Origin of the sequence: Mycoplana sp. MJR14 (assembly GCF_029210525.1) — a bacterium.
Classification (GTDB): Bacteria; Pseudomonadota; Alphaproteobacteria; order Rhizobiales; family Rhizobiaceae; genus Mycoplana.
The window spans coordinates 151413-176372 of the sequence record NZ_JARGEO010000008.1 but is presented as its reverse complement, the minus strand read 5'-3'; the positions used below and the strand labels follow the sequence as shown (position 1 = coordinate 176372).

At 67.3% G+C, this 24960-nt stretch carries 24 protein-coding genes and 1 other RNA gene; 13 read left to right on the top strand and 12 right to left on the bottom strand.

The window, feature by feature from the left end:
* Positions 1 to 12: 12 nt before the first annotated feature.
* From mraZ to P0086_RS18655, 6 genes are all read right to left on the bottom strand, one after another.
* Positions 13 to 453 carry a division/cell wall cluster transcriptional repressor MraZ gene (mraZ, locus tag P0086_RS18680; RefSeq protein ID WP_112597850.1) on the bottom strand — a complete coding sequence of 147 codons (441 nt, stop codon included), beginning with the start codon at positions 451 to 453 and terminating at the stop codon, positions 13 to 15.
* Between the two features lie 499 nt (positions 454 to 952).
* An RNA gene (rnpB, locus tag P0086_RS18675) (RNase P RNA component class A) lies at positions 953 to 1352 on the bottom strand.
* 75 nt (positions 1353 to 1427) lie between these two features.
* Positions 1428 to 2615, bottom strand: a complete 1188-nt coding sequence (locus P0086_RS18670; protein ID WP_275788266.1) for an FAD-dependent oxidoreductase — start codon at positions 2613 to 2615, stop codon at positions 1428 to 1430.
* A 213-nt stretch (positions 2616 to 2828) separates the two neighbouring features.
* Complete coding sequence (locus P0086_RS18665; protein ID WP_112597853.1) at positions 2829 to 3350, bottom strand: lytic transglycosylase domain-containing protein; 522 nt, start codon at positions 3348 to 3350, stop codon at positions 2829 to 2831.
* A 306-nt stretch (positions 3351 to 3656) separates the two neighbouring features.
* On the bottom strand, positions 3657 to 4433 hold the full coding sequence (locus P0086_RS18660; RefSeq protein WP_275788263.1) for an N-acetylmuramoyl-L-alanine amidase: 777 nt from the start codon (positions 4431 to 4433) through the stop codon (positions 3657 to 3659).
* Positions 4430 to 5143, bottom strand: a complete 714-nt coding sequence (locus tag P0086_RS18655) for a DnaJ family molecular chaperone (RefSeq protein WP_275788262.1) — start codon at positions 5141 to 5143, stop codon at positions 4430 to 4432. The genes P0086_RS18660 and P0086_RS18655 overlap by 4 nt, the downstream gene beginning before the upstream one ends.
* 256 nt (positions 5144 to 5399) lie before the next feature.
* Here P0086_RS18655 and P0086_RS18650 point away from each other — a divergent pair, with 256 nt between their 5' ends.
* The 4 genes from P0086_RS18650 (at position 5400) to P0086_RS18635 (ending at position 9451) form a co-directional block, all read left to right on the top strand.
* Entirely contained in the window at positions 5400 to 6269 is an 870-nt protein-coding gene (locus P0086_RS18650) for a DMT family transporter (protein WP_275788260.1), read from the top strand.
* A gap of 165 nt (positions 6270 to 6434) precedes the next feature.
* The gene (locus P0086_RS18645; RefSeq protein WP_275788257.1) at positions 6435 to 7649 is read left to right on the top strand and encodes a pyrophosphate--fructose-6-phosphate 1-phosphotransferase; all 1215 of its coding nucleotides are present in this window, start codon (positions 6435 to 6437) and stop codon (positions 7647 to 7649) included.
* A gap of 95 nt (positions 7650 to 7744) precedes the next feature.
* The gene (locus tag P0086_RS18640; RefSeq protein WP_112600166.1) at positions 7745 to 8380 is read left to right on the top strand and encodes a LysE family translocator; all 636 of its coding nucleotides are present in this window, start codon (positions 7745 to 7747) and stop codon (positions 8378 to 8380) included.
* 135 nt (positions 8381 to 8515) lie between these two features.
* Entirely contained in the window at positions 8516 to 9451 is a 936-nt protein-coding gene (locus tag P0086_RS18635) for a lytic transglycosylase domain-containing protein (RefSeq protein WP_275788255.1), read from the top strand.
* 57 nt (positions 9452 to 9508) lie between these two features.
* On the opposite strand, the gene P0086_RS18630 is transcribed toward P0086_RS18635, so the two are convergent.
* Complete coding sequence (locus P0086_RS18630; RefSeq protein ID WP_275788252.1) at positions 9509 to 10891, bottom strand: serine hydrolase; 1383 nt, start codon at positions 10889 to 10891, stop codon at positions 9509 to 9511.
* 208 nt (positions 10892 to 11099) lie between these two features.
* Between P0086_RS18630 and P0086_RS18625 the strand changes: the two genes are divergently transcribed.
* The 7 genes from P0086_RS18625 (at position 11100) to P0086_RS18595 (ending at position 17856) form a co-directional block, all read left to right on the top strand.
* Positions 11100 to 12347, top strand: coding sequence for a DUF3419 family protein (locus P0086_RS18625; RefSeq protein WP_275788250.1), 1248 nt, complete (start codon positions 11100 to 11102; stop codon positions 12345 to 12347).
* A complete protein-coding gene (locus tag P0086_RS18620) occupies positions 12347 to 13027 on the top strand; it encodes a class I SAM-dependent methyltransferase (RefSeq protein ID WP_275788248.1) in 681 nt (226 codons plus the stop codon). Before P0086_RS18625 ends, P0086_RS18620 begins: the two co-directional genes overlap by 1 nt.
* Positions 13028 to 13163: 136 nt before the next feature.
* A complete protein-coding gene (locus P0086_RS18615; protein WP_275788245.1) occupies positions 13164 to 13820 on the top strand; it encodes an outer membrane protein in 657 nt (218 codons plus the stop codon).
* Positions 13821 to 13979: 159 nt separating this feature from the next.
* A complete protein-coding gene (locus tag P0086_RS18610; RefSeq protein ID WP_275788242.1) occupies positions 13980 to 14756 on the top strand; it encodes a GH25 family lysozyme in 777 nt (258 codons plus the stop codon).
* A 146-nt stretch (positions 14757 to 14902) separates the two neighbouring features.
* Entirely contained in the window at positions 14903 to 16165 is a 1263-nt protein-coding gene (locus tag P0086_RS18605) for a lytic murein transglycosylase (protein ID WP_275788239.1), read from the top strand.
* Between the two features lie 366 nt (positions 16166 to 16531).
* Positions 16532 to 17467 carry a DMT family transporter gene (locus P0086_RS18600; protein WP_148179437.1) on the top strand — a complete coding sequence of 312 codons (936 nt, stop codon included), beginning with the start codon at positions 16532 to 16534 and terminating at the stop codon, positions 17465 to 17467.
* Between the two features lie 212 nt (positions 17468 to 17679).
* Entirely contained in the window at positions 17680 to 17856 is a 177-nt protein-coding gene (locus P0086_RS18595) for a hypothetical protein (protein WP_275788235.1), read from the top strand.
* A 135-nt stretch (positions 17857 to 17991) separates the two neighbouring features.
* Here the strand turns inward: P0086_RS18595 and metF are convergent, their stop codons facing one another.
* From metF to P0086_RS18570, 5 genes are all read right to left on the bottom strand, one after another.
* The gene (gene metF / locus P0086_RS18590; protein WP_275788232.1) at positions 17992 to 18909 is read right to left on the bottom strand and encodes a methylenetetrahydrofolate reductase [NAD(P)H]; all 918 of its coding nucleotides are present in this window, start codon (positions 18907 to 18909) and stop codon (positions 17992 to 17994) included.
* A gap of 1 nt (position 18910) precedes the next feature.
* The gene (locus P0086_RS18585) at positions 18911 to 19924 is read right to left on the bottom strand and encodes a metalloregulator ArsR/SmtB family transcription factor (protein WP_112600169.1); all 1014 of its coding nucleotides are present in this window, start codon (positions 19922 to 19924) and stop codon (positions 18911 to 18913) included.
* Between the two features lie 188 nt (positions 19925 to 20112).
* Positions 20113 to 21762 (bottom strand): energy-dependent translational throttle protein EttA, encoded by a 1650-nt coding sequence (ettA, locus tag P0086_RS18580; RefSeq protein ID WP_112600156.1) that lies wholly within the window; start codon positions 21760 to 21762, stop codon positions 20113 to 20115.
* Positions 21763 to 22051: 289 nt separating this feature from the next.
* The gene (locus P0086_RS18575) at positions 22052 to 22396 is read right to left on the bottom strand and encodes a hypothetical protein (protein WP_275788226.1); all 345 of its coding nucleotides are present in this window, start codon (positions 22394 to 22396) and stop codon (positions 22052 to 22054) included.
* Entirely contained in the window at positions 22396 to 22806 is a 411-nt protein-coding gene (locus P0086_RS18570; RefSeq protein ID WP_275788223.1) for a hypothetical protein, read from the bottom strand. The genes P0086_RS18575 and P0086_RS18570 overlap by 1 nt, the downstream gene beginning before the upstream one ends.
* 193 nt (positions 22807 to 22999) lie before the next feature.
* Between P0086_RS18570 and P0086_RS18565 the strand changes: the two genes are divergently transcribed.
* Together P0086_RS18565 and P0086_RS18560 are read left to right on the top strand one after the other, a co-directional pair.
* Positions 23000 to 23953, top strand: a complete 954-nt coding sequence (locus P0086_RS18565) for an alpha/beta hydrolase (RefSeq protein ID WP_275788320.1) — start codon at positions 23000 to 23002, stop codon at positions 23951 to 23953.
* Positions 23950 to 24903, top strand: a complete 954-nt coding sequence (locus P0086_RS18560) for a DMT family transporter (protein WP_275788220.1) — start codon at positions 23950 to 23952, stop codon at positions 24901 to 24903. The genes P0086_RS18565 and P0086_RS18560 overlap by 4 nt, the downstream gene beginning before the upstream one ends.
* The last annotated feature ends 57 nt before the right edge of the window (positions 24904 to 24960 follow it).

Below are 24960 nucleotides of genomic sequence, written 5' to 3'. Positions count from 1 at the left end.
CGTTTCTCCACTCTATTGCGAGCCCAGACCTCGCGTTCTGCGCTCCGTCCTGGCCGCCGCCTGCACTGCCTCGAACGTCTGCGGCGCCCAAAGCTGAAAATGATCCGCCCGACCGACGAAGGTCACCTCCGTGGTGATCCCGGTGAAATCGCGGATGAAGTCCGTGACCATCAGCCGCCCCTCGGAATCGAGCTTCATGAAGACGCCGCCCCCATGAATGAGGAGCGACATCTGATTCGCTGCCGGCGAGAACGGATCCTCGCTGGCGATCTGCCGCTCGAACCGGTCGAGCAGATCCGGCCCGCCGATACTGATCGCCGGGAACACGAAGTCCTGGAAGCAATAGAGCTCCCGGATGTCGCGCTGCGCAAGAACGGCGCGAAAGATCGAGGGCACCGAGACCCTCCCCTTCGCATCGATCCTGTTTGTCGCATTCGACAGGAACCGGTTCATGACGCGCTACAGCAGTTTCCCTGACCGGCGAAGACTGACTGAATGCCGGAAAATCCCCACAGAACACACGCGCACAAATCGACCCGGACACGACGCCAATACGCCGTGCCGCCCCAGATCGGGACCCTTTCGAAGTTTGCGATGAACGGGCGATCATTCGCCCTCGTGCGGTATGATTATGGGATATCATGGGACCATATGGGCGTCAATGGGATTTGGCCGGATTCCCGGAGTGAAACCATCGATCGTTTATAAGCCGTTAAGTTTAACAAAGGGTTACGATCGGCCACCCAAGCCACTGGATTCAATCGCAAAACGGCCCGCCGAAGGGCATGGAGAACCCCGGTCGTGCCTTGATCCGCGAGGACTTTGGGCAGCGCGGCTGACCCGCCCGAGCCGCCCGCAGCGCCACGACGACGGCCGGCGGCAAGGCCCGCGGCGGCTGTCGTCGGCCGCGGCGCGCAGGTGTTCGAATCACCGCGCTCGATGGGGAAGGAAAATCGCCAGTTGGCCTGTAAGCCGGGTTCTGTATGGCTCCGGCCCGAGGGCCGGAACGTGGCAGCCATTCATCTGGGACCGGACTTGCGCCCGGCCTCTTGCAACCCACCCGGATGACCGGCCCGGAAACGGGCTGAACGGCTTGCGCCGTTCGCGTCATCCCTATTCGGTCTTGCTCCCGGTGGGGTTTGCCGTGCCGTCCATGTTGCCATGTCCGCGGTGGGCTCTTACCCCACCCTTTCACCCTTGCCTCCGCAAGCGAAGGCGGTCTGCTCTCTGTGGCACTTTCCCTGGGGTCGCCCCCGCCGGACGTTATCCGGCACCGTGTTTCCGTGGAGCCCGGACTTTCCTCCCCCCGCGGCCTTTCGGCGCTTGCGGAGAGCGGCTGCCCGGCCAACTGGCGTTGCGTTCCTTAGCGAAACAGGCAGGTCATGGCCAGCGATTTCGGCAGGATTTTCAGGGACGAGGCGGTCGTCCTAGCGGAAGCGCACGGAAAAGTCGGTGTCGTAGTCCGGCTCGTCCAGGCGCCCGCGCAGCAGAAGGCCGGCGCCGATGCGGCCGATCTCGTCGCAGCTCTTGGCCGCCGCCCCGCAGCCGCCGGCAAGCACGGCGATGCGGTCGCCGTCGACGAAACCGGCATAGGGATGGCCGTGGGCCGTGAACGTCGTCACGCAAGGGGCGCTGGAGAAGGAGACGGGCACGAGATCCGGCATGGCCCGGGCCAGAACGCGACGCAGGTGCGCGACGGCATCGGGGCTTCCCTCCGTCCGGAACCAGGCCCGGACGGCCGCCGCGTCGGCAAGCACGATATCGGTCGGGTCGCCGCCGATCTTGATGTAGCACCTGCCGTCCGGGTAGCGGATCGGCGGCAGCAGGTAGAAATGCTCGTGCGGCAGAAAGCTCTCGTCGATCCAGCTCGGCATGCCGGCGAAGGCCCCGATGTCGTGTTCGGCGATCTCGGCGAACACCACGGTGCGCGCCTTGACCGTCAGGTCGACCGGCCGCGGCAGCAGCCCGTCGCTGATCGAAAATCCACCCGCAGCGACCAGAACGCGTCCGGCGGCAAGCGTCTCCCCGCTGCGAAGCGTCACCTCCGCGCCCTTGTCGATTGACCGGACGGCGACGACTTCGCTGCGGATCACCGTGCCGCCCGCCTTCTCGGCGCAGGCCGTTTCGGCGGCGACGAGCGCGCGCGGATTGATGTAGCCGGCCCCCTGCGCCTCGAAGACGCCGGCCGAGGTCGGGGGGACGGCGAACCAGGGAAACCGCGCAGCGATCTGTGCACGGTCGAGAAGCGGCGCCTCCACCTGCAGCCGGTCGCGCGCCGAAACGACCGCGTCGAGATAACCGCCTTCGCCCCGGGGCGAAGGCCCGCTGATCAGGCAGCCGGCCTCGGTGTAGAAGGAAATGCCGCTTTCGGCCTCGATGGCGCGGTAGCGGGCGATCGAGCGATGGGCGAGCCGTGCCCAGTCGGCGTCCTGATCGATCGTGCGGGTGATTCGCCCCTCGTCGTAGTGGCTGGCGAAGACGCCGTCGTGCGTCGTCCTGTCGGCGGGCTCGTCCGGCCCCACCAGCGCGACGCGCGCGCCTGCCGACGCCAGATGCCGGGCGGCCGCCGCCCCCATCATCCCCTTGCCGACCACGATGAAATCGAACTGCCGCATTCTGACCGCCCTCGTCTGCAAAGCCGCACCTGGCTTAGCGCATGAGCGCGCAAACGGAAAGCCGGGCCGCGCTCCTCCCGGCCAGGACCTGGCGTCGCACCACTTCGGAACCGAGCCCCGGAAAGGACGAAGCCCCGGACGGGAACCGCCGGGGCCGATGGGGTGCGCGCAGGGACTGCTTGCAGCCGGCCCGCTGGCACGGGCGCGACCGCCTCAGAGGTCGAGCAGGGTCTGGATCTTGCCGCAGTAGCGCTTGGAAACCGGATTCATCCGCTTGGCGGCGTGGCCGGCATTGTACTTCAGGATCGTGCCGCAGGTGGTGCCGCCGCCGAGGTCGTGCGCCATGGCCAGGTACTTCATGCCCCACTTGATGTTGGTCTCGGGGTTGTAGAGCCCGTTGGCGCTGCCGCGATAGCCGAGCATGCGGGCCGTCGCCGGCTTGATCTGCATCAGGCCGATTTCGCCGGAGCTGCCGCGTGCCTTGGGGTTGAAGTTGCTCTCGACGCGGATGACCGCGTGGGCGAGATCGACCGGGACGCCGTACTGCCGGGCATAGGTCTTGATCAGCGTCGAATATCCGGCCGGCGCGCCCATCATCGGATAGGCGGAATCGCGGGTGGTGGTCTTCAGGGGGCGGCTCTCGGCGACGTCACGGGAGGCAGCGGTTGCCGGAAGGCTCTGTGCCAGGAGGGCGAAAAGGCAGGCCGCCCCTGCGGCCACGAACGAATTCCTCATGTGTATTCAAGTCTCCAGTCGTATGGGCGCGCGGCTAGGCCTTGGGAGCCGGTCCATCGACCCGAACCCAGCGCAAGGATCAAACTTCATGAAATGGCCCGTGCCGGTCCGGCATGGACCCAGACAGTCGCGGAAGAGGCCCTACCCACCGCCGCCGAATGCCCGGCACCTCGATCCGTCGGTGCGGCACGGCTGTTGGGAGCAGCGCGCGCCCGCCGGTTCGGAGGCAGGGGGAAAAGACATCCCCTTTCCGGTCAGGATGTGGCGAAGTTCTAAACTTGTGTTAACGGCTGAAATATTTCGTGATCACGACGCGGCCGGATCGGACCGGTGCGGCAGGCCTTTCAGCAGCCGGTGAAGCGTGTCGATCGTGGAGAAATCGGCAATTCCATCGACCCTCAGAGGGCGGAAATGACGCTGGAAGGCGGCGACGTCGCCTTCCGTCCTGTCATCGAATAATCCATTGATTTCCGTGGCATAACCATAGAGCGACAGCATCGCCTGCAGCGCCTCGACCGGTTGGCCCTGGTCCCCGCGCTGGAAGAAGCGCCCGCCGGTGATGGGGGTTGGATCGACAAAGTGGCCGACACCGGCCTCATGCAGCCGCTTCCAGGGGAAATTTTCACCCGGATCGACCTTGCGGATGGGGGCGACATCGCTGTGGCCCAGCACCCGCTCGGGCACGATCCCCCACCTTTCGCCACAGTTGCGACAAAGTTCGGCAACCGCTGCGATCTGTGCCGCGGGGAAGTCGGGCAGGCCGCCGGGATGGCCCGGATTGGCGATCTCGATGCCGATCGAGCACGAATTGATGTCGCCCTCGCCCTTCCACTGGCTCTTGCCCGCATGCCAGGCCCGGCGCGCCTCGGGCACGAGCTGCAGCACCCGCCCGTCCTCGAAGACGAAATAGTGGCTGGAGACCTGGCTTTCTTCCGAGCAGAGCCATGTCAGCGCCCCGTCGGCGCTCGGCATGCCGGTATAGTGCAGCAGGATCATGTCGGGCCGGCGCCCGCCGGCGCGTTCGCCGTGGTTCGGCGACGGCATCACCGTGGCAGCGGGATAGTCAGCAGTGAACGCGGTCATGCCGCAAGGCGCTCTTTCTCGATTTCGGCATAGGCGGCGTTGAGGACGGCCATGCGGTCGTTGGCGATCCGCTGGAATTCTGCCGGCACCCCGCGCGCGAGCAGCGTATCGGGATGGTTCTCCGAGGCGAGCACGCGGTAGCGCCTGCGGATCGTCGGAAAATCGTCCTGCGGCGAAACGCCGAGCACCTTGTAGGGGTCGCGCCCGTCGACATGCACGTGCCGTGCGGTGATCTGCTCGAACCGCTCGGCGGCCATGCCGAAGATCTCGGCGACCCGCGCCAGGAACGCCATCTCCTTCTCGTGGATCAGGCCGTCGGCCTTGGCGATGTGGAACAGCCCGTCGATGATGTCTTCCAGGATCGGGCAGTTGCGCTCGCAGGAAACGCACAGCACCGCCATCTTCTCGGCATAGGCCTCGTAGCCGGCGACGTCCTGGCGGGCGAGATTGTAGAGGCGGGCGACGTTCGCCGCCTGGTCGGCCGGGAACCGGAACACGTCGCGGAACGCATCGACCTCGGCCGTCGTCACGATGCCGTCGGCCTTCGCCATCTTCGCCGACAGCGCGATCATCGCGATCGAGAACGAGACCTGGCGCCGCGTTTCCGGGTCGCCTTCCAGCAGCGTTCGCACGGCTTCGACAACGACGGAGAGTGCGTTGCAGGCCGCTTCCGCGACCATGCTAACCAGTCGATCCCATATGGAAGGCATCAGCATCGGTCCGTGTGTGAGAACAGAAAGTGATCTTGACCAGACATCTGCGGCGAAAGCAAGTCACCGCACCGTCATTTCGCCCTAGCATAACACAATTTTGATGGCCCTCAAGAAGTGGATGCATTCCATTTGGTGATCGAACGATCACGTCATTCGATTTGACGGGGAGACCGGCGGGTGCGAGCAGGAGCGGGAGAACAGGAAGGTTTCGAGGGGCGAAAGAGTGCGGATTCTGTCCAATCAGGCGGCCGGCATGCTGCTGGGCTTGCTGGGCGTCACCATTTTCGGCGCCACGCTGCCAATGACGCATATCGCCCTCGAGGGGTTCAGCCCGCTCTACATCACCTTTGCGCGCGCAGCGATCGCGGCGACGGCAGCGGGGGCGGCGCTCGCCGTCCTGCGCCGGCCCTTTCCGCGCGCCCACCTGCCCGCCCTCGTCGGCGTCGGCCTCGGCGCCGTCTTCGGCTTTCCGATCTTCTCCTCGATCGCGATGCAGACGATTCCGGCAAGCCATGGCGGCGTCGTGCTCGGCCTCCTGCCGCTGCTGACGTCGATCTTCGCCGCCCTCGTCGACGGCGAGCGTCCGGGGCCGCTGTTCTGGCTCTGCGGCTTCGCCGGCTCCCTGCTCATCGTCGCCTTTTCGCTGCGCGAAAGCGCCTTCCATCTCGGCCCCGGCGATTTCTGGCTGATGCTGGCCGCCCTGTCGGCATCCTTCTCGTACGTGCTCTCCGGCAAGCTCGCCCGTGTTATGCCGGGCTGGGAGGTGATCGGCTGGGCTCTGGCGCTCTGCGCGCCGCTGACTTTTGCCGGCACGATCCTGTTCGCCGGCAGCGGCATCCATGGCCCCGGCGCCGCCGAATACACCGCCCTCCTCTATCTCGGGCTGATGTCGATGTTCGGCGGCTTCATCTTCTGGAACGCCGGCCTGGCGCTCGGCGGCATCGCAAGGGTCGCGCAGATCCAGCTGTTCCAGACCTTCGTGACGCTGGCGGTTTCCGCGGTCCTTCTCGGCGAGGCCATCGGCCCCGAGACGCTCGGCTTCGCCCTCGCCGTCGCCTTCGTCGTCTGGCTCGGCCGCAAGGCCCGGATCGTCCGCGCCATCCCCGCAGGCAGCCGCGCCTGATCCCTGCCCTGCCCCCCGCCCTGCCCCTGCCCCCGTCCTCCTTGCGCTGCGCCGGGCGCATCATTTCGTCATCCGTGGCGGATAAAAGCCGATCTGTGATTCCCCTGCTGTGGAATCTGGGCTAGACATCCGCCGAATGACCGGGTCGCTCGGCGAGGAGGTAATATGACCAAGCAGAAAGTCGCGATGCTCACCGCAGGGGGCCTTGCGCCCTGCCTCTCTTCCGCAGTGGGCGGGCTCATCGAACGCTATTCGGACGTGGCACCCGACATCGAACTCGTCGCCTATCGTTCCGGCTACCAGGGCCTGCTCCTGGCAGACCGCATCGACATCACCAGGGACATGCGCGCCAAGGCGCACCTGCTTCACCGCTACGGCGGCTCGCCGATCGGCAACAGCCGCGTCAAGCTCACCAACGCCGCCGATTGCGTCAAGCGCGGTCTCGTCAGGGAAGGCGAAAACCCGTTGCGCGTCGCAGCCGAGCGGCTTGCCAAGGACGGCGTGACCATCCTGCACACGATCGGCGGTGACGACACCAACACGACGGCCGCGGACCTCGCCGCCTATCTCGGCGCCAACGGCTACAACCTCACCGTCGTCGGCTTGCCGAAGACGGTCGACAACGACGTCGTGCCGATCCGCCAGTCGCTCGGCGCCTGGACGGCCGCCGAAGTCGGCGCCGGCTTCTTCGACAACGTCTCCAACGAGCAGAGTGCTGCCCCGAAGACGCTCGTCGTGCACGAGGTGATGGGTCGCCACTGCGGCTGGCTGACGGCTGCGACCGCCCGCGCCTACATGCAGAAGACCGCCGCCAACGAATATGTCGAAGGCTTCATGATGAACGCCGACCTGAAGAGCATCGACGGCCTCTACCTGCCCGAGCTCGCCTTCGACCTCGAGGCCGAGGCCGCCCGGCTGCGGACGGTGATGGAGAAGCGCGGCTTCGTCACGCTGTTCGTTTCCGAGGGCGCCTGCCTCGATGCGATCGTCGCCGAGCGCGAAGCCGCCGGCGAGACCATCAAGCGCGACGCCTTCGGCCATGTGAAGATCGACACGATCAACGTCGGCAACTGGTTCTCCAAGCAGTTCGCAGCCCTCCTCGGCGCCGAGCGCGCCATGGTGCAGAAGTCGGGCTACTATGCCCGCTCGGCGCCGGCGAACGGCGACGACCTGCGGCTGATCCAGGGCATGGTCGACCTCGCCGTGGAAAGCGCGCTCAACAAGGTCTCCGGCGTCACCGGCCACGACGAGGCGCAGGGCGGCAAGCTGCGCACGATCGAGTTCCCGCGCATCAAGGGCGGCAAGCACTTCGACACCGGCACCAAGTGGTTCGGCGAGGTGATGGACGCGATCGGCCAGAAGTGGAAACCGGCCGGCTGATTCCCGACCGGCCCCGGCCCCGCTGCAAAACCTGTTGACGGGGGTTCGTCCCCGTGGCTTGCTCCCCCGCAACGATCGTTTCGGGGGAGTTTTTCATGTCGTTCGAACACTGGCTGGCCTTCGCCGCCGCTTCCGCCATCATGCTGGCCATTCCCGGCCCGACCATCCTGCTCGTCATCTCCTATGCGCTCGGTCACGGCCGGCGGACGACCGGGGCGACCGTCGCCGGCGTGGCGCTCGGCGACTTCACCGCCATGACCGCCTCCATGCTCGGCCTCGGGGCGCTGCTGGCGACCTCGGCTGCGATCTTCACCGTGCTGAAATGGGTGGGGGCGGCCTATCTCGTCTGGCTCGGCATCAAGCTCTGGCGCGCGCCGGTCGCCGGCGCCGACGGCCTTCCGGCCGGGGCAGCACCTCGGGAGCGGCCGTTGCGCATCTTCGCCCATGCCTATGTGGTGACGGCGCTGAACCCCAAGAGCATCGTCTTCTTCGTCGCCTTCCTGCCGCAGTTCCTGGACCTGTCACGGCCGATCCTGCCGCAGATGGTGATCTTCGAGATCACCTTCCTGGTGCTGGCGACGCTGAACGCCACGACCTATGCGCTAATGGCGTCGGCCGCCCGCGGCACCATCCGAAAGCCGGCGGTCCAGCGGGCCGTCAACCGGGTCGGCGGATCGCTCCTGATCGGCGCCGGCGTGCTGACCGCGGGCCTGCGCCGGGCGACCGCGTGACGCGGCCCGCCGGCTGCGGCTTGCCGGAACCGGAGCGATAGGTTAATGGACGAAGCACGGTCGAAGCGCCGTTGATTTGCAGCCGCGCCCGGAACGCTGTCGTTTCAGGGCCTCCAGGCAACACGAGAGCGACTGATGACGACACGATTTCCGACCAGCTCCAGGCATTTTCTCGCATCAGGTTGCGCCCTCGCCATGCTTGCGGTGGGCGGCTGCGCCAGCGTGATCGAAACGCCGGCGGAAGAAATGGCGGCGGTCCGCACGGTGATGCCGATCGCCAAGCCCGGCACGGAAATGACTGCCTACGCCCTGCCCGCGCCGATCGTCGACCCGGCGGCGGCAGAAAACGGCAGCGCGCAGGCTCTGGCCGCCGTGGTGGAATCGACGCGCGAGACGAATGCCGAGATGGCGATCGCCGCCGCAGCGCCGCAGGCGCCGGCCGACGTTCAGGCAAGTGCCGCCGCCGTTCCGGCGCCGCAGGCGGCACCTCAGCCGGCCCCTGCGACCGCAAACGCCGCCGGCAGCAAGTTCATGCCGGCCTCCTTCGAGGCGGCGGTGATGGAGCCGGGCTTCGACACCGGCGAACCGGAAGGCCTCGAGCAGCTCGTCGCCTCCCACCAGATCATCCCCATCGCCAAGCCGACCCTCCAGGCGACCGCCTTCGCCGCAAGTCCCGCCCGCCCCGCGATCGCCACCGACAACCAGACCTTCCAGAAGTCCGGCACCCCGATCGATGCGCTGATCACCAAATATGCCGCGATCTACGAAATCCCCGAGGCGCTCCTGCACCGCGTGATCAAGCGCGAGAGCCGCTACAACCCGAAGGCCTACAATTCCGGCAATTACGGCCTGATGCAGATCCGCTACAACACCGCCAAGGGCATGGGCTACGAGGGCACGGCCGACGGCCTCTTCGACGCCGAGACCAACATCAAGTACGGTGCCAAGTATCTCCGCGGCGCGCTGATGGTGGCCGACAACCAGCACGACGGCGCCGTCCGCCTCTATGCGAGCGGCTACTACTACACCGCCAAGCGCAAGGGCCTGCTGGAGGAAACCGGCCTGAAATAGGCCGGCGGCAGCTTTTTCCGGATCGCTTCTACCTGACAGTCACGGGCATCGGCAGGCTCAGTCCGCCGCTTCGAGCGCGGCCACGACCCGCGCCACCAGCGTCTGCGGCCGGTATCCGAGCCGCGCCGGCGTCAGCCCCATCCGGACGACCGCGATGTTGCGCGACGGGATGACGGCGATCGACTGGCCGTCATGGCCGAGCATCCAGAAGGTGTCGTCCGGCAGGCCGAAGCGCGAGTCGGGCTCCTGCCCCGGCCCGTCGATCCAGGTCTGCATCTCGCCATAGGCACCGCCGGAGGCCGGCGACGGCGTTCCCATCGCCCGCACATAGCCCTCCGGCAGAAGCCGCGCGCCGTTCCAGATCCCGTCGTTGAGGATCAGCTGCGCAAAGCGCGCCCAGTCGCGCGCGGTGGCATACATGTAGGACGAACCGACGAAGACACCGGTCTCGTCGGTTTCCATCACCGCGCTCGCCATGCCGAGCGGCGCAAACAGCGCCGTCGCCGGATAGGCGAGCGCGCGCCAGCGGTCCCCGAGCGCATTCATGAACACATGCGACAGCAGCATCGCGGTCCCGCTCGAATAGCTGAACTTCTCCCCCGGATTGGACGCCAGCGGAAACGAGGCCGCAAACCGCGCCATGTTCGGCTCCAGAAACAGCATCCGCGTCACGTCGGTGACGTCACCATAGTCCTCGTTGAATTCGAGGCCGCTCTGCATCGCCAGAAGGTCGGCGACCGTGATGTTCGCCCGCGCGTCGCCGTTCCACTCGGCAAAGAGATGGGCCTGCGTCGGCGACAGCCGGTGATCCAGCATCAGCCGTCCGAGCAGGGCGGCATTGACCGTCTTGGTGACGGACCAGCCGAGCAGCGGCGTCCTGGCCGTGAACCCTTCGCCGTAGCGCTCGCCGACGAGCCGGCCGCCATGGATGACGGCGACGCCGCGCATGCCGGGTCCGAGCAGGGCCGGGTCGTCGAGCACGGCATCGAGGCGGGGATCGGCGCTGATCGCATCGCCCACCGGCCAGGGTGTTCCCGGCGACGGCGCGGCAACGGCCGGCAGCGGCACGTCGGCGACCGCCTGCTGCGCGGCGACATAGTCGCCGTCCGGAACGCCGGCGCAGCCGAAGCCCTCGCGATAGACCGCATGGCCCGGCGCGAACACCCCGAGCAGCGACGCCGTCACCGTCCTGTCCTCCATGTCCACCGACTGCCGCATCAGCCGCAGCAGCGGATGGCCCGGCGCCTGCACGTCGGTCGCCAGCACGTCCTGCGGGTCGCGCCCGGCCAGGAAGACGTTGGAGCAGACGATCTTGGCGGCGTATCCGGATCCGACCTTCAGCAGTTCGGGGGGACTGACGATCAGCCAGCTGCTGGCCACTGCAAGGACGAATGCGCTCCCGAGCACCGTCCCGGCAACGATCCGCAAATACCGTCCCATCCATCACTCCCGGTCGGCGCCCCTTCGTTCGGCCGCAGACAATCAGGAATCGGCGGGCATGAAAAGGCCTTTCAGCGTCATCGATTTGTCATGGAATACCGACGGCAATCCCTCCCGTGACGGCTGGATGACAATGCACAGATCCGTTCATCAAACTGTTGCGCGACGCAGCTATCTCCCCCGGACGCCCACAGGACGGAACGGTATCATGAGCGAACTCGCCAGGAATGCAGGCTACGGACGCAACGAGAGACTGAAGTCGGCGCTGCTGCAGCATCGCGCCCTCTCCCTCGACGGATTGTCGGAGCGCCTGTTCGGCCTCCTCTTCACCGGTCTCGTCTATCCGCAGATCTGGGAGGACCCCGCCGTCGACATCGAGGCCATGGACCTCGCCGCCGGCCACCGGATCGTCACCATCGGCTCGGGCGGCTGCAACATGCTGGCCTATCTCACGCGCTCGCCCGAGAGCATCGATGTCGTCGATCTCAACCCGCACCACATCGCCCTGAACCGGCTGAAGCTCGCCGCTTTCCGCCACATGCCCTCCCATGCCGACGTCGCGCGCTTCCTCGGCGGCGACAACATGGCCTCCAACCGCGAGGCCTATCACCTCTTCCTCGAGCCGCGCCTCGACGATGCGACCCGCGACTACTGGAACGGCCGCGACCTGCGCGGCCGCCGGCGCATCGGCGTCTTCAACCGCAACATCTATCGTACCGGCCTGCTCGGCCGCTTCATCCTGCTCGGCCATGTCGTGGCGAGGCTGCACGGGCTCGATCCGCGCGACTTCGTCAAGTGCCGGTCGCTGCGCGAGCAGCGGCAGTTCTTCGACAACCGCATCGCCCCGCTGTTCGACCGGCCGCTGATCCGCTGGATGACCTCGCGCAAAGCCTCGCTGTTCGGCCTCGGCATTCCGCCGCAGCAGTTCGACGAGCTCGCCAGCGTCAACGACGGCCGCTCGCTCGCCCCGGTGCTGCGCCAGCGCCTGGAGAAGCTCGCCTGCCATTTCCCGCTGAAGGACAACTACTTCGCCTGGCAGGCCTTCGGCCGGCGCTACCCCTCGCGCTACGAGGGCACCCTGCCCGACTACCTGCGGGCGGAGAACTTCAGCGCCATCCGCGACAATGCCGCCCGCGTCCGCGTCCACCATGCGAGCTTCACCGAGCTCCTCGCCGGCAAGCCCGCCGCATCGGTGGATCGCTATGTCCTGCTCGACGCGCAGGACTGGATGAACGAGGACCAGCTGAACGCGCTCTGGACCGAGGTCACCCGCACCGCCGCCCCCGATGCCGTCGTCATCTTCCGCACCGCCGCCGAGAAGAGCATTCTCGAGGGCAAGGTGTCGCCCCGCCTGCTCGACCTGTGGACCTACGAGCGCGAACGCTCGCTCGATCTCGGCATGAAGGACCGCTCGGCCATCTACGGCGGCTTCCACATCTACCGGAAGAAGCCCTGATGACGAGCGAACAGCTTGCTCCGGCCGCCGCACCGTCCGAGGCGACGCATGCCGAAAGGATGGATCGCCAGTACCGCTACCAGCGCCACGTCTACGACCTGACGCGGAAGTACTACCTGTTCGGCCGCGACCGGCTGATGGACGGGCTCGGCGTGCAGGCCGGGCAGTCTGTGCTGGAGGTCGGCTGCGGCACCGGCCGCAACCTCGCCTGGATGGCGCGGCGCTACCCCGAGGCCCGCTTCTACGGCTTCGACATTTCCCGGGCGATGCTGGAGACGGCGGAGAGGAAGTTCGCGGCCGCGAGCCGCCCGCGCCCGGTCCTGCGCGCGGCCGACGCCACCACCTTCCGCGCCGCCGAATTCGGCGAGGCCGGGTTCGACCGGGTCGTCATCTCCTACGCGCTGTCGATGATCCCGGCCTGGAGGGAGGCGGTCGAGCGCGCCTTCGACGCCCTCAACCCCGGCGGATCGCTGCACATCGTCGACTTCGGCCAGCAGGAGCGGTTGCCTTTCGCCTTCCGCCGGCTGCTGCAGGGCTGGCTGGCCCGCTTCCACGTCACCCCGCGCCCCGACATGATCGACGTGATCGAGAAATCGGCTGCTGCGCGTGGCGCAATTGTGACCTCCGAGCGGCCCTATGGCGGCTACGCCTGGCTCTCGATCGCCAGAATGCCCGGATAACCGGCCTCTGCGGGGGGCCGGGCATCCGCCCGATTTTGCTCTTCTTTCTGTGAAACCTCTTGGGCGCTGAGGGGTTGTACCCGTGTCGACGCCCAAGGGGTCGCGTCGGCACGATCGAAGCAGAAGGAAGACAACCATGAAACTACTCTTGAGCGGCGCTGCCGCGCTTGCGATCGCAGCCTCTGCGACCGGCGCGCTTGCCGCCGACATGGCCCCGGCAGAAGCTCCCGTCGCGCCGGTCATCGAGGAGGTCTCCGGCATCTACGACTGGAACGGCTTCTACGTCGGCGCGATGACCGGCTACGGCTGGGGCGATGCGGACGTCGACGACGCCGGCATCACCGAGAGCCCCGGCCTCGACGGCTGGGCGCTCGGCGGCTACAGCGGCTACAACTACCAGACCGGCAACTTCGTCTTCGGCGTGGAAGGCGACGTGAAGTACGACTGGAACGAGGACAAGTTCGACCTCGGCGGCATTCCGATGGAACTGAAGACCGACTGGGGCGGCTCGCTGCGCGCGCGCATGGGCTATGCTCTGGACCGCTCGCTGATCTACGCCACCGGCGGCTACGCCTTCACCAATGCCAAACTGCGCGACCGCGACACCGGCGACAGCGACAGCAAGACCTTCAACGGCTGGACGATCGGCGCCGGCTTCGAGCATGCCTTCACCGACAACTTCATCGGCCGGGCCGAGTATCGCTACACCGATTACGGCGATGCCGACCTGATGGGCGTGAACACCGATCTGAAGCGCAACGACCTGATGCTCGGCGTCGGCTGGAAGTTCTGACCTTTCACCCTGCCCCGACGGGACATCTCTCGCCTGCGCCGCACATCCCCGATGTGCGGCGCAGGCCGCGTTCCGCCCTTTACCGAATCCGCCCGGTGAGGCACTATCGCCGCGCATCTGTGCCGCGTCCGAGGGGGGCGCGCCAAATACGGGACACCCATGCGTTGGCTACTTCTGGCTCTCCTGCCCCTTGCCCTTCTTGCGGCATCGTGCTCCACGACCGACTATGACTTCGTCTCGACGGCGCCGATCAAGCCGCGCTTCAAGGACAGCGACCCGCAGGATTTCGGCTACCGCACCCCGCACAGCCATGAGGTCCACGGCATCGACGTGTCCAAATGGAACGGCAATATCGACTGGCCGACGGTGAAGGGGTCGGGCGTCTCCTTCGTCTTCATCAAGGCGACCGAGGGCAAGGACCGCGTCGACCAGACCTTCGACGCCTACTGGCGCGGCGCCCGCGCCGCCGGGATCGCGCACGCGCCCTATCACTTCTACTATTTCTGCTCGACGCCGGACGAACAGGCCGACTGGTTCATCCGCAACGTGCCGAAGGCCGCGGTGATGCTGCCGCCGGTGCTCGACGCCGAATGGAACCCGATGTCGCCCACCTGCCGCAAGCGCCCGCCGCCGGCGGACGTCCGTGCCCAGCTGCAGCGCTTCCTCGACCGGCTGGAGGCGCACTATGGCAAGCGGCCGATCATCTACACCACCGTCGACTTCCACCGCGAGAACATGGTCGGCGCCTTCGGCAAGTATCCGCTGTGGCTGCGGGCGGTCGCCGATCACCCCGAAAACGTCTACGGCCGCAAGTGGCATTTCTGGCAGTACACCAGCACCGGCATCGTGCCCGGGATCAAGGGCGACACCGACATCAACGTCTTCGCCGGCTCGCACCAGAACTGGAAGAGCTGGGTGGCCCAGGTCTCGCGCTGAGGCAGGGACCATCGACCGGGACGATGCGGCCCGTCGCCCGGCTCACGGCAGATTGATGCACGCGGGCGTCGCAGCGCACTTTTGCTTCTTGCTTCCGTCACATTAATTTGAGAAGCGGGGACAACCGAATGAAAGGATCCCCGCATATGCAACCGCGTTTCCTGCCGCTGGGCGCCCTGGCAGCGCTTCTCCTCTCAGGCACAGCGTTCGCGCAACAGGCACCGGCCCCGGTCCAGCCCGCCGCGCAGACCCAATCGCAAGCCCCGTCAGATGCCCCGGCAGGCACCCCGGCTGTCGCCTGCGGCGGCGAGCTTGCCGCCTTCCTCGACGGCGTGCGGGCGGAGGCAGCCGCGAAGCAGATCCCCGGCGAGGCCATCGACAGGGCGCTCGCGGGCGCCGCCATCGACCAGAAGGTGCTCTCCCGCGACCGCGCCCAGGGCGTCTTCCGCCAGACCTTCCTCGAATTCTCCCGCCGCACCGTCAGCCAGTCGCGCCTCGACATCGGCCGCAAGAAGCTGCAGGAGCTTTCCGACGTCTTCCAGCGGGCCGAACAGGAATTCGGCGTGCCCGGCCCGGTCATTACCGCATTCTGGGCGATGGAAACCGATTTCGGCGCCGTCCAGGGTGATTTCAACACGCGCAACGCGCTCGTCACCCTCTCGCACGACTGCCGCCGCCCGGAACTGTTTCGCCCGCAGCTGATCGCCGCGATCCAGATGGTCCAGCACGGCGACCTCGATCCTTCGACGACGACCGGCGCCTGGGCCGGCGAGATCGGCCAGGTGCAGATGCTGCCCGAGGACATCATCGCCTTCGGCGTCGACGGCGACGGCGACGGCCATGTCAACGTCAAGAGCAGCGCGCCGGACGCGATCCTGACGGCGGCGAAGTTCATCCAGCATCTCGGCTTCACAAGGGGCCAGCCGTGGATCCAGGAAGTGTCCGTGCCGGATACTATGCCCTTCGAGAAGACCGGCCTGCAGTCCGGCATGACCGCCGGCGACTGGTTCGCCCTCGGCGTGACGCCGCGCGACGGCAATACCGCGTTCTCCGGCCTCGCCGCCTCGCTGGTGCTGCCGCAGGGCCGCAAGGGCCCCGCCTTCATCACCTACCCGAACTTCAACATCTACCTGGAATGGAACCAGTCGTTCATCTACACGACGTCCGCCGCCTATTTCGCCACCCGCCTTGCCGGCGCACCGCCCTATGAGAAGGGCGAGCCGGAGACGGGCCTCGACGACGGCGGCATGAAGGCGCTGCAGACGCGCCTTGCCGAACTGGGCCACGACGTCGGCAAGATCGACGGCATTCTCGGCTCCGGCACGCGGGCGGCGATCCAGAAGGAACAGCTGCGCCTCGGCTTGCCCGCCGACGGCTGGGCCACCCCGGCCCTGCTCGGCGCGCTCTAAATCCGGCCGGCCCGGGGCGCAACGGTCGCCCCGGCACCGCCGCCTGCACGCGCCGCCTAGTCGCAAAGGCGCGGCAGGCGTCGATCTGCTCCGGTCGTCCACCGCCATGACCCTCCGTACCGCCGCAGGCCGCATGGGCCGATACGGTTGATGACAGCCTGCACGGGCGAGCGCCGTACCTGCGGTCGATCGATACGCCTGGCGCTTCGAACGCGTTCGCGTCCGACCGCCTTAGAGCCCCCATCCGGCACGACAATTCGAGATTGCATCGCCGTCCTTCGCCGGCAACGATGAGCGAATCGGGTGGGCAGGCCGTCTCTGTGACGTTAGGTTCGACACCGAAGCATTCCGGGGAGGACGAACACCATGAACCAGGCAGCCGCGGTCTATCCGCAGACGATGTCGGCAAGGACCTGGGCCATGCTCGTGTGCCTCGGGCTGATCTGGGGCGGATCGTTCTTCTTCGCCCGCGTCGCCGTCCAGCACATCCCGCCGGTCACCCTCGTTCTCCTGCGGGTCGCGATCGCGGCCCTTGCCCTTCACCTCTACCTGCGCGGCCGCCACGGCCTCTATCCGACGCTCTGGCTGCGCTGGCGGGAGTTCCTCGTCATGGGGCTCTTGAACAACGTCATCCCGCACATCCTGATCTTCACGGGCCAGACCGAGATCGGCGCCGGGCTGGCGGCGATCCTGAACGCCACGACGCCCATCTTCACCGTTTTGATCGCCAACTGGCTGACCGAGGACGAAAAGCTGTCGGCGGCAAAGATCGCCGGCTGCCTGGTCGGCCTGCTCGGCACCGCCGTCCTGGTGGGGCCGCGGGCGCTGGCGCCCTTTGCCGGCGGCAGCGACGGCCCGCCCCTCTGGGCGCTGCTTCTCCCGGTCGCGGCCGCGGCCAGCTACGGGCTGTCGGCGACCTATGGCAAGCGCTTCCGCGGCGTTGCCGCGCCGGTGACGGCAACCGGGCAACTGACGGCCTCCACCGTCGTTCTCCTGCCGCTCGCCGCGCTCGTCGACCAGCCCTGGTCGCTGCCGATGCCGCCGCTCGGCGCCGTGCTCGCCGTCCTGGCGCTGGCACTGCTGTCCACCGCCTATGCCTACATCCTGTTCTTCCGGATCATGGCGGCGGCCGGCGCCACCAACACCTCGCTCGTCACCCTGCTGGTGCCCCCGAGCGCCATCCTCGCCGGCGTCGTCTTCCTCGGCGAAAGCATCTCGCTGCCGGTGGCCGCCGGCATGCTGCTCGTCCTCCTCGGCCTCGTCATCCTCGACGGACGCCTCTTGGGAAAGAGAGCGGCCTAGCGGAGGGGCTCCCGCGACCGCGCGCGAGGGGCCTGCGGCCACACCGGAAAATCATGGCCGCCAGCCCGTCCCGGATTGGAACTGATTCTAGGCCTGGCCGTTTTCTGCTACGAAATCGTGATCACCGCCGTTAACCGAGGTGAAGATTTCGTGAAGGCCCATAAGGGCCGAAAGTGCATTTGAGATCAGCCGTTTAGAATTGTGGAAAACCCGTGACGCGCAATGTGATGCCGCAATGCAACACACAAACAACTTTTCAAAACGGATTTTTCGGACCTATTATCAGCCCGCAACGCAAGGGAGGTAAGCCGATGGGTATCACACATTCCTTGAATGTTCTGATGATCAGTGCAGCGTTCCTCTTCGTCGCCAGCATGATTTTCATCTGACGGCAGCGTAGTCCACAAGGACCAAAAACGCAGAGACTAGTTCAAGAAACGCATGGCCCACAGCGCCATGCGTTTTTTCTTTGCCCAAGGAGCCGAAGCCGGCGGCGCGGCACGCCGCCCGGCCGAAGCCGGTGGTCAGGCCGCCGCCCCTTCGGCCCTGGCCCGCTCGACGTCCTGTTCCGGCCGCAGGCCGACACGGTCGAGAACCGAGGCGACGAGTGCGGAGCGGTTCATCGTATAGAAATGAAATTCGTCGACGCCGAGCGCGATCAGGCCGTCCACCTGCCGTGCGGCGAGTTCGACCGCAACGGCCGCCCGTTCCTCGGCGCGGTCGGCGAGCGGCTCGAGGCGATCGGCCAGCCACTGCGGCACGCTGGCCCCGCAGAGCCCGGCGAACTTCTGCACCTGCCCGAGATTGTGGACGGGAAGGATGCCGGGGACGATCGGGATTTCGATCCCCGCCGCCCGCACGCGATCGCGGTAGCGCGCATAGAGATCGTTGTCGAAGAAGAACTGGGTCAGCGCGCGGGTGGCGCCGGCATCCACTTTGCGCTTGAGCATGTCGATGTCGGCTGCGACATCGTGGCTCTCGGGATGTTTTTCCGGATAGGCGGAGACGGAGATCTCGAAGTCGGCGATCGCCTTCAGGCCCGCCACCAGCTCGGCGGCATTGGCATAGCCGCCGGGCGTCGGCTCGTAGGCCGCGCCGATGCCGCCGGCCGGATCGCCGCGCAGGGCCACGAAGTGGCGGACGCCCGCCGCGCGGAACTCGTCGACCACCGCCCTCACCTCCGCCTTCGTGGCGCCGACGCAGGTCAGGTGCGCGGCCGCCGGCAGCGCGGTGTCGCTAAGGATCCGCGATATGGTGGCAAGCGTCGGCCCGCGGGTGGAGCCGCCGGCGCCATAGGTCACCGAGACGAAATCGGGCCGATAGGCCGCAAGCGTGTCGATCGTCTCGCCGAGCTGCTGCTTGGCCTCCTCGCTCCGCGGCGGAAAGAACTCGAAGGAGAGCTTCGGGCCCCTGCTGCGGCCGGCGTTCCTGGCAATCGTCATGTCAATGTCTCCGGCCGATGGCGATGAGGGGTTCGGCGTTCTCGGCCGCGGGCGCGGCACGCCGGTCGCGCGCCAGCCAGATCGTGACCGTCAGCGCGTCGGCTCCGGCGCCTGCCGGGGTGAGGTCGATGGTCTGCTCCGGCGACAGCCCCGCCTGTTCCAGCCATTCCTCCATGGCCTGGTGCGAAAAGCCGAGCCGCAGATGCGCGTGCTCGTCGCGCAGATGCTCCAGCCCGTGCGGCGCAAGGTCGATGATCACCAGCCGTCCGGCCGGCTTCAGCATCCGCGCGGCCTCGGCGATCGCCGAGCTCGGCTCGTCGAGGAAGTGCAGCACCTGGTGGATCGTCACCACGTCGAACTCGTCGCGCTCGAGCGGCAGGTTGAAGATGTCGCCGTGGCGGATGGAGGCCTTGGTGATGCCGGCGCGATCGAGATTGGCGCGCGCCACCGCCAGCATGTCGCGGCTGGCATCGACGCCGACGCCGCGCCGGTAGAGGCCCTCGAACAGCTGCAGGATGCGGCCGGTGCCGGTGCCGAGATCGAGAAACGCCTCGACCGGCTCTTCGCCGATGAGCTTCAAAAGCGCCGCCTCGACGTCGGCCTCGCTGACATGCAGCCGCCGCAGTTCGTCCCACTCGGCGGCGTTGCGGCTGAAATAGGCCTGCGCCTTCTCCGCCCGCGCCCGCTTCAGCACGTCCAGCCGCTCGGCGTCGCGCCTGAACACCGGATCCGCCGCGTCCGTCTGGTCCAGAAGCAGGCGCGCCAGCGACACCGCCGCCCCGTCATGGGCGAGCCGGAAATAGGCCCAGGCGCCTTCCTGGTAGCGTTCGATCAGCGCCGCCTCCGCCAGAAGCTTCAGATGGCGGGAAATGCGCGGCTGCGACTGGCCGAGGATGTCGGTGAGGTCGGTCACAGTCAGGTCGCCGCGGGCGAGCAGCGCCAGCAGTCGCAGCCGGGTCGATTCGCCAGCCGTCTTCAAAACCTCTACAATGTCGTCCAAGCCGAGCTTTGCCACGCCGCGCCCCACCGCCAATCAAGACATAAAGATATGTTTATGTCATGATTTAGCTGAGCGCAAGTCGTAATCTTCGCGAAAGGCTCGCCCCTCCACCGATTGGCTTCCGACATGCTCGCCCAAAACGGATCGGGCGCAGCATGCGGCCGGCATGCTGCGCCCGTTGACAGGCGGTGGCGCGCGACGTGTCAGCGCGTCAGGCGCTTGTAGGTCACCCGCTTCGGATTGACCGAATCCGGGCCGAGGCGGCGGATCTTGTCCTGCTCGTAGTCCTCGAAGTTGCCCTCGAACCATTCCACGTGGCTGTCGCCCTCGAAGGCCAGGATATGGGTCGCCAGCCGGTCGAGAAACATGCGGTCGTGGCTGATGATGACGGCGCAGCCGGCGAAGCTCTCGAGCGCATCCTCCAGCGCCGCCAGCGTCTCGGTGTCGAGGTCGTTGGTCGGTTCGTCGAGCAGGATGACGTTGCCGCCGGCCTTCAGCATCTTGGCGAGGTGCACGCGGTTGCGCTGGCCGCCGGACAGCGTGCCGACCTTCTGCTGCTGGTCGCCGCCCTTGAAGTTGAAGGCGCCGCAATAGGCGCGCGAATTGACCTCGTGCTTGCCGAGCTTGATCACGTCGTTGCCGCCGGAGATCTCCTCCCAGACGGTCTTGTTGCCGTCGAGCGCGTCGCGGCTCTGGTCGACATAGCCGAGATCGACCGTCTCGCCGACGCGGATATCGCCGCTGTCGGGCTTCTCCTGGCCGGTGATCATCCGGAACAGGGTCGTCTTGCCGGCGCCGTTCGGGCCGATGACGCCGACGATGCCGCCGGGCGGCAGCTTGAAGGTCAGGTTCTCGATCAGCACGCGGTCGCCGTAGGACTTGGTGAGGTTCTCCGCCTCGATCACCACCTGGCCGAGGCGCTCGCCGACGGGGATGACGATCTGGGCGTCGCCGGGACGACGATCGGCCGCCGCCTTGACCAGTTCGTCATAGGCCCGGATACGCGCCTTCGACTTGGCCTGCCGCGCCTTCGGGCTGGACGCCATCCATTCCTGCTCGCGCGAGAGCGCCTTCTGCCGTGCGGCCTCCTCGCGGCCTTCCTGCTGCATGCGCTTGGCCTTCGCCTGCAGATAGGCCGAGTAGTTGCCCTCGTAGGGAATGCCGCGGCCGCGGTCGAGCTCCAGGATCCAGCCGGTGACGTGATCGAGGAAGTAGCGGTCGTGGGTGATCATCAGGACGGCGCCCGGATATTCGCGCAGGTGCTTTTCCAGCCAGGCGATCGTCTCGGCGTCGAGGTGGTTGGTCGGCTCGTCGAGGAGCAGGAGGTCCGGCTGCGACAGGAGCAGCTTGCAGAGCGCCACGCGGCGCTTCTCGCCGCCCGACAGGTTGGTGACGTCGGCATCGCCCGGCGGGCAGCGCAGCGCGTCCATCGCCATCTCCACCTGGCTCTCCAGGTCCCAGAGGTTCTGGCTGTCGATGATGTCCTGCAGCTTGGCGCCCTCTTCGGCCGTTTCGTCCGAATAGTTCATCATCAGCTCGTTGTAGCGGTCGAGGATCGCCTTCTTGCCGGCGACGCCTTCCATGACGTTCTCGAGCACGGTCTTCGACGCGTCGAGCTGCGGCTCCTGCGGCAGGTAGCCGACGGTCGCCCCCTCCGCCACCCAGGCTTCGCCGGTAAATTCCTTGTCGAGGCCCGCCATGATCCGCAGAACGGTCGACTTGCCGGCGCCGTTCGGCCCGAGGATACCGATCTTGGCATCCGGATAGAAGGACAGGTGGATGTTCTCCAGGACCTTCTTGTTGCCATAGGCCTTGTTGAGCCCGGCCATGTGATAGATGAACTGACGTGCCATACCGCGTGTGCTCCGCATCGGAAGAAATTTGCCGCTATGTAGGGGAATTCACGCCCAGCGGCAATGCGGCGACCGCACCGGGATCGCGATTTGCCCCTCTTTGCGCAGCCGCCCTTCCTCCCTGTCGGGCCGCAAAGCATGACCGATGCACGCCCGCCTACGCCAAGGCGCCCGGCCGACCTACACGGCATGCCCAGCCAAGGCGCAGGTTCCGGCGCAAAGCCAGAAACGAAGCAGAGAGTCCCGTGCGTAGGCGGCGGTGACCGCCGCCTTTCGCCGGTCCGCCGGATCAGTCGGACACCGCGGACGCCAGCAGTCCAGCCGCGCACTCCGATTTGGTGACGGCCGCCCCCTGGATCGACGTCCGCAGGTCTCCCTCGGCGGAAGCAAGCCCGATCGTCAGGCCGGTGACCACCGTCCGGCCGTCCACGGCGCGGCATCGCAGGCGCACGCGCTCGCCGGCGCCGCTGCCGAAGGCGGCGTCGAAGGCCGCGGCCACGGCGGTCATCGTCACCGTCTCGCCCGCATGCGCCTCGAAGAAGGCGCCGACCGCCGAGCCGTTGACCGTGTCCAGCAGATCGAGCGAACGGCCATAGTAGTCCTCCGCGGTCGCGGCGTGGCAGGTTCCGTTCATCAGCCACTGGTGGCGATCGAGGCCGGAAGCCGTCCGGGCATGGCCGCGGCGAGCCGCTTCGCCGTCCGCTCCGCGAGCACGAGCTCCGGCAGGTCGCTCCAACGCCCGGTGCGGTCGCGCCGCTTCAAAGCCGCATCGATGCCGCAGTAGCTCTTGCGCACCTGCCACAGGCCGTGCAGGGCCAGCCCGCCCGGCGCCGTTTGCCGCCCTGCCTCCGCGCACTCGGCGAGCGCGGGCCTGGTCAGGCAGAACCCCGGCTGCCAGGTCAGCGCCAGCACATGGCGCGTCGTCCCTTCGCCGCCGGCCGGCCTGTCCGGCTGCGCCGGCAGCGGCGCGGCCAGCAGCGGGGACGCCGAAGCACCCGCAAGGAAGGCGAAGGCGACAAGAAGGCATGCAAGTCTCGACATCATGGCGACACTCCCCAAAACCAGAACAAACCATAAACATTAATCAACATATGCGCGAAAAATGCAACCGGGAATTTCGCCTCGCCATCCGAAAACGCTCGAGAAGCCGGGCCGGCGCGGCGAAGTGATTGCCATTCCTGGGAAAATCGGTTTGATGACCGCAGACGTCCGATCCGCCGAAGGCCACCCGCCGAAGATGTTTTCCGAGATCCCGCCGCTGCCGAGCCCGACCGGTGCCCGCCTCGCCTTGCGCCATGCGGCCGCCACGGGTGCCCCCAGGGGCATCGTGCTGGTCAGCCACGGCCTTGCCGAGCATGCGGGGCGCTATGGCGCCTTTGCCGACCGCCTCGCCGCGGACGGTTTCCACGTCTATGCCCATGATCATCGCGGCCATGGCCGCACAAGCGCGCCCGACGCGCCGCTCGGCCGCTTCGCCGAGCGCGACGGCCACCGGGTTGCCGTGGAAGACATGCTGGCCGTGCGCCAGATGGCGGTCGGCCGCCATCCCGGGCTTCCGGTCGTCCAGTTCGGCCATTCCATGGGCGGGCTGCTCGCGCTCGCCTTCGCCGAGACCCATCCCGACAAGATCGACGCGCTGGCGGTCTGGAATTCCAACTTCCACGTGGGCCTCGCCGGCCGCGCCGCCCAGGTGATCCTGCGCGCCGAGCGCATGCTGAAGGGGTCCGACGTGCCGAGCGGACTGCTGCCGAGACTGACCTTCTCGGCCTGGGCGAAGGCGGTTGCCGACCGACGGACAGAGTTCGACTGGCTGTCGCACGACGAGGCCGAGGTCGCGCACTACGTCGAGGACCCGCTTTGCGGCTTCGACGCCAGCGTCTCGCTCTGGCGCGACATCTTCGCCATGACCTTCGAGGCCGCCTCGCACCCGCGGATCGATCGCCTGCCGCGGGCGCTGCCCATCCATCTCGTCGGCGGCGACGAGGACCCGGCGACGGATTTCGGCCGCGCCGTCACCTGGATGGGCAAGCGTCTCCGAAAGAGGGGCCTTGCCGACGTGACCGACGTCGTCTATCGCGGTCTGCGCCATGAAACCCTGCTGGAGCGGCAAGACCTGCGCCAGCGGCCCGTCGACGACTTCTGCCGCTGGTGCCAGAGGGTCACGCGCCAGAACCGGTACGAAACGACATGACCATCAATCCGGCATCGGCGAAGACCGCCCCCCGCAACGAGATCGGCCTGGGCCTGACGCTGATGGTCGTCTCTGTGCTGATCGCGCCGGTGATCGACATCTTCTCCAAGCTCGCCGTGGTCGACGTTCCCGCCACCGTGATCACGCTCTGCCGCTTCCTGTTCCAGACGCTGACGCTGGTGCCGGTGGTGCTCTGGCGCGGCACGCTGTTCGACCTGACGCGCCGGAAGGTGGCGCTGCATGCGCTGCGCGGCCTGATGACGGCGGTGGTGATGATCAGCTTCGTCACCGCGCTCGCCGTCATGGAGGTTGCAGACGCGCTGGCGATCTTCTTCGTCGAGCCGGTCATCCTGACCATCCTCGGCGCGATCTTCCTGAAGGAAACGATCGGCTGGCGGCGTTACACGGCCTGCGCCGTGGGCTTCCTCGGCGCGCTGCTGGTCATCCAGCCGAGCCTGCAGGAGGTCGGCCCCGTCGCGCTCTTGCCGGTGGTGTCGGCCTTCGCGCTCGCCGTCTACCTGCTGATCACCCGGCTTGCCGCCCAGAGCGAGGATCCCTGGTCGATGCAGCTCCACACCGGCCTCTGGGGCGCAGGCTTCGCCGGCCTCGCCCTTCTCGTCGGCGGTTCGCTCGGCCTGCCGGCCTTCACGCCGATCCTACCCGAGGGCGACGCGGCGCTCTATATCGTCGGCGCCGGCATCGCCGCGACCATCTCCGGCATCTTCGGCGCCTATGCCTACCGCAATGCGCCGGCCTCGGTGCTGGCGCCGCTGCAGTATCTCGAGATCGTCTCGGCGACGGCGCTCGGCTGGTGGGTGTTCGGCGACCTGCCGGATGCGCTGAAATGGCTCGGCATATCGATCATCATCGGCTCCGGCCTCTACGTGATCTGGCGCGAGCACCAGTTGCGCAAGCGCGCCACGCTGCCGCCGATGCCGCCGCTCGCCTGACACCCGGGTCTCAGCGCCGGAAAAATTGCGCAAAGCCAAGGGGTAAGTCCCCGGGAT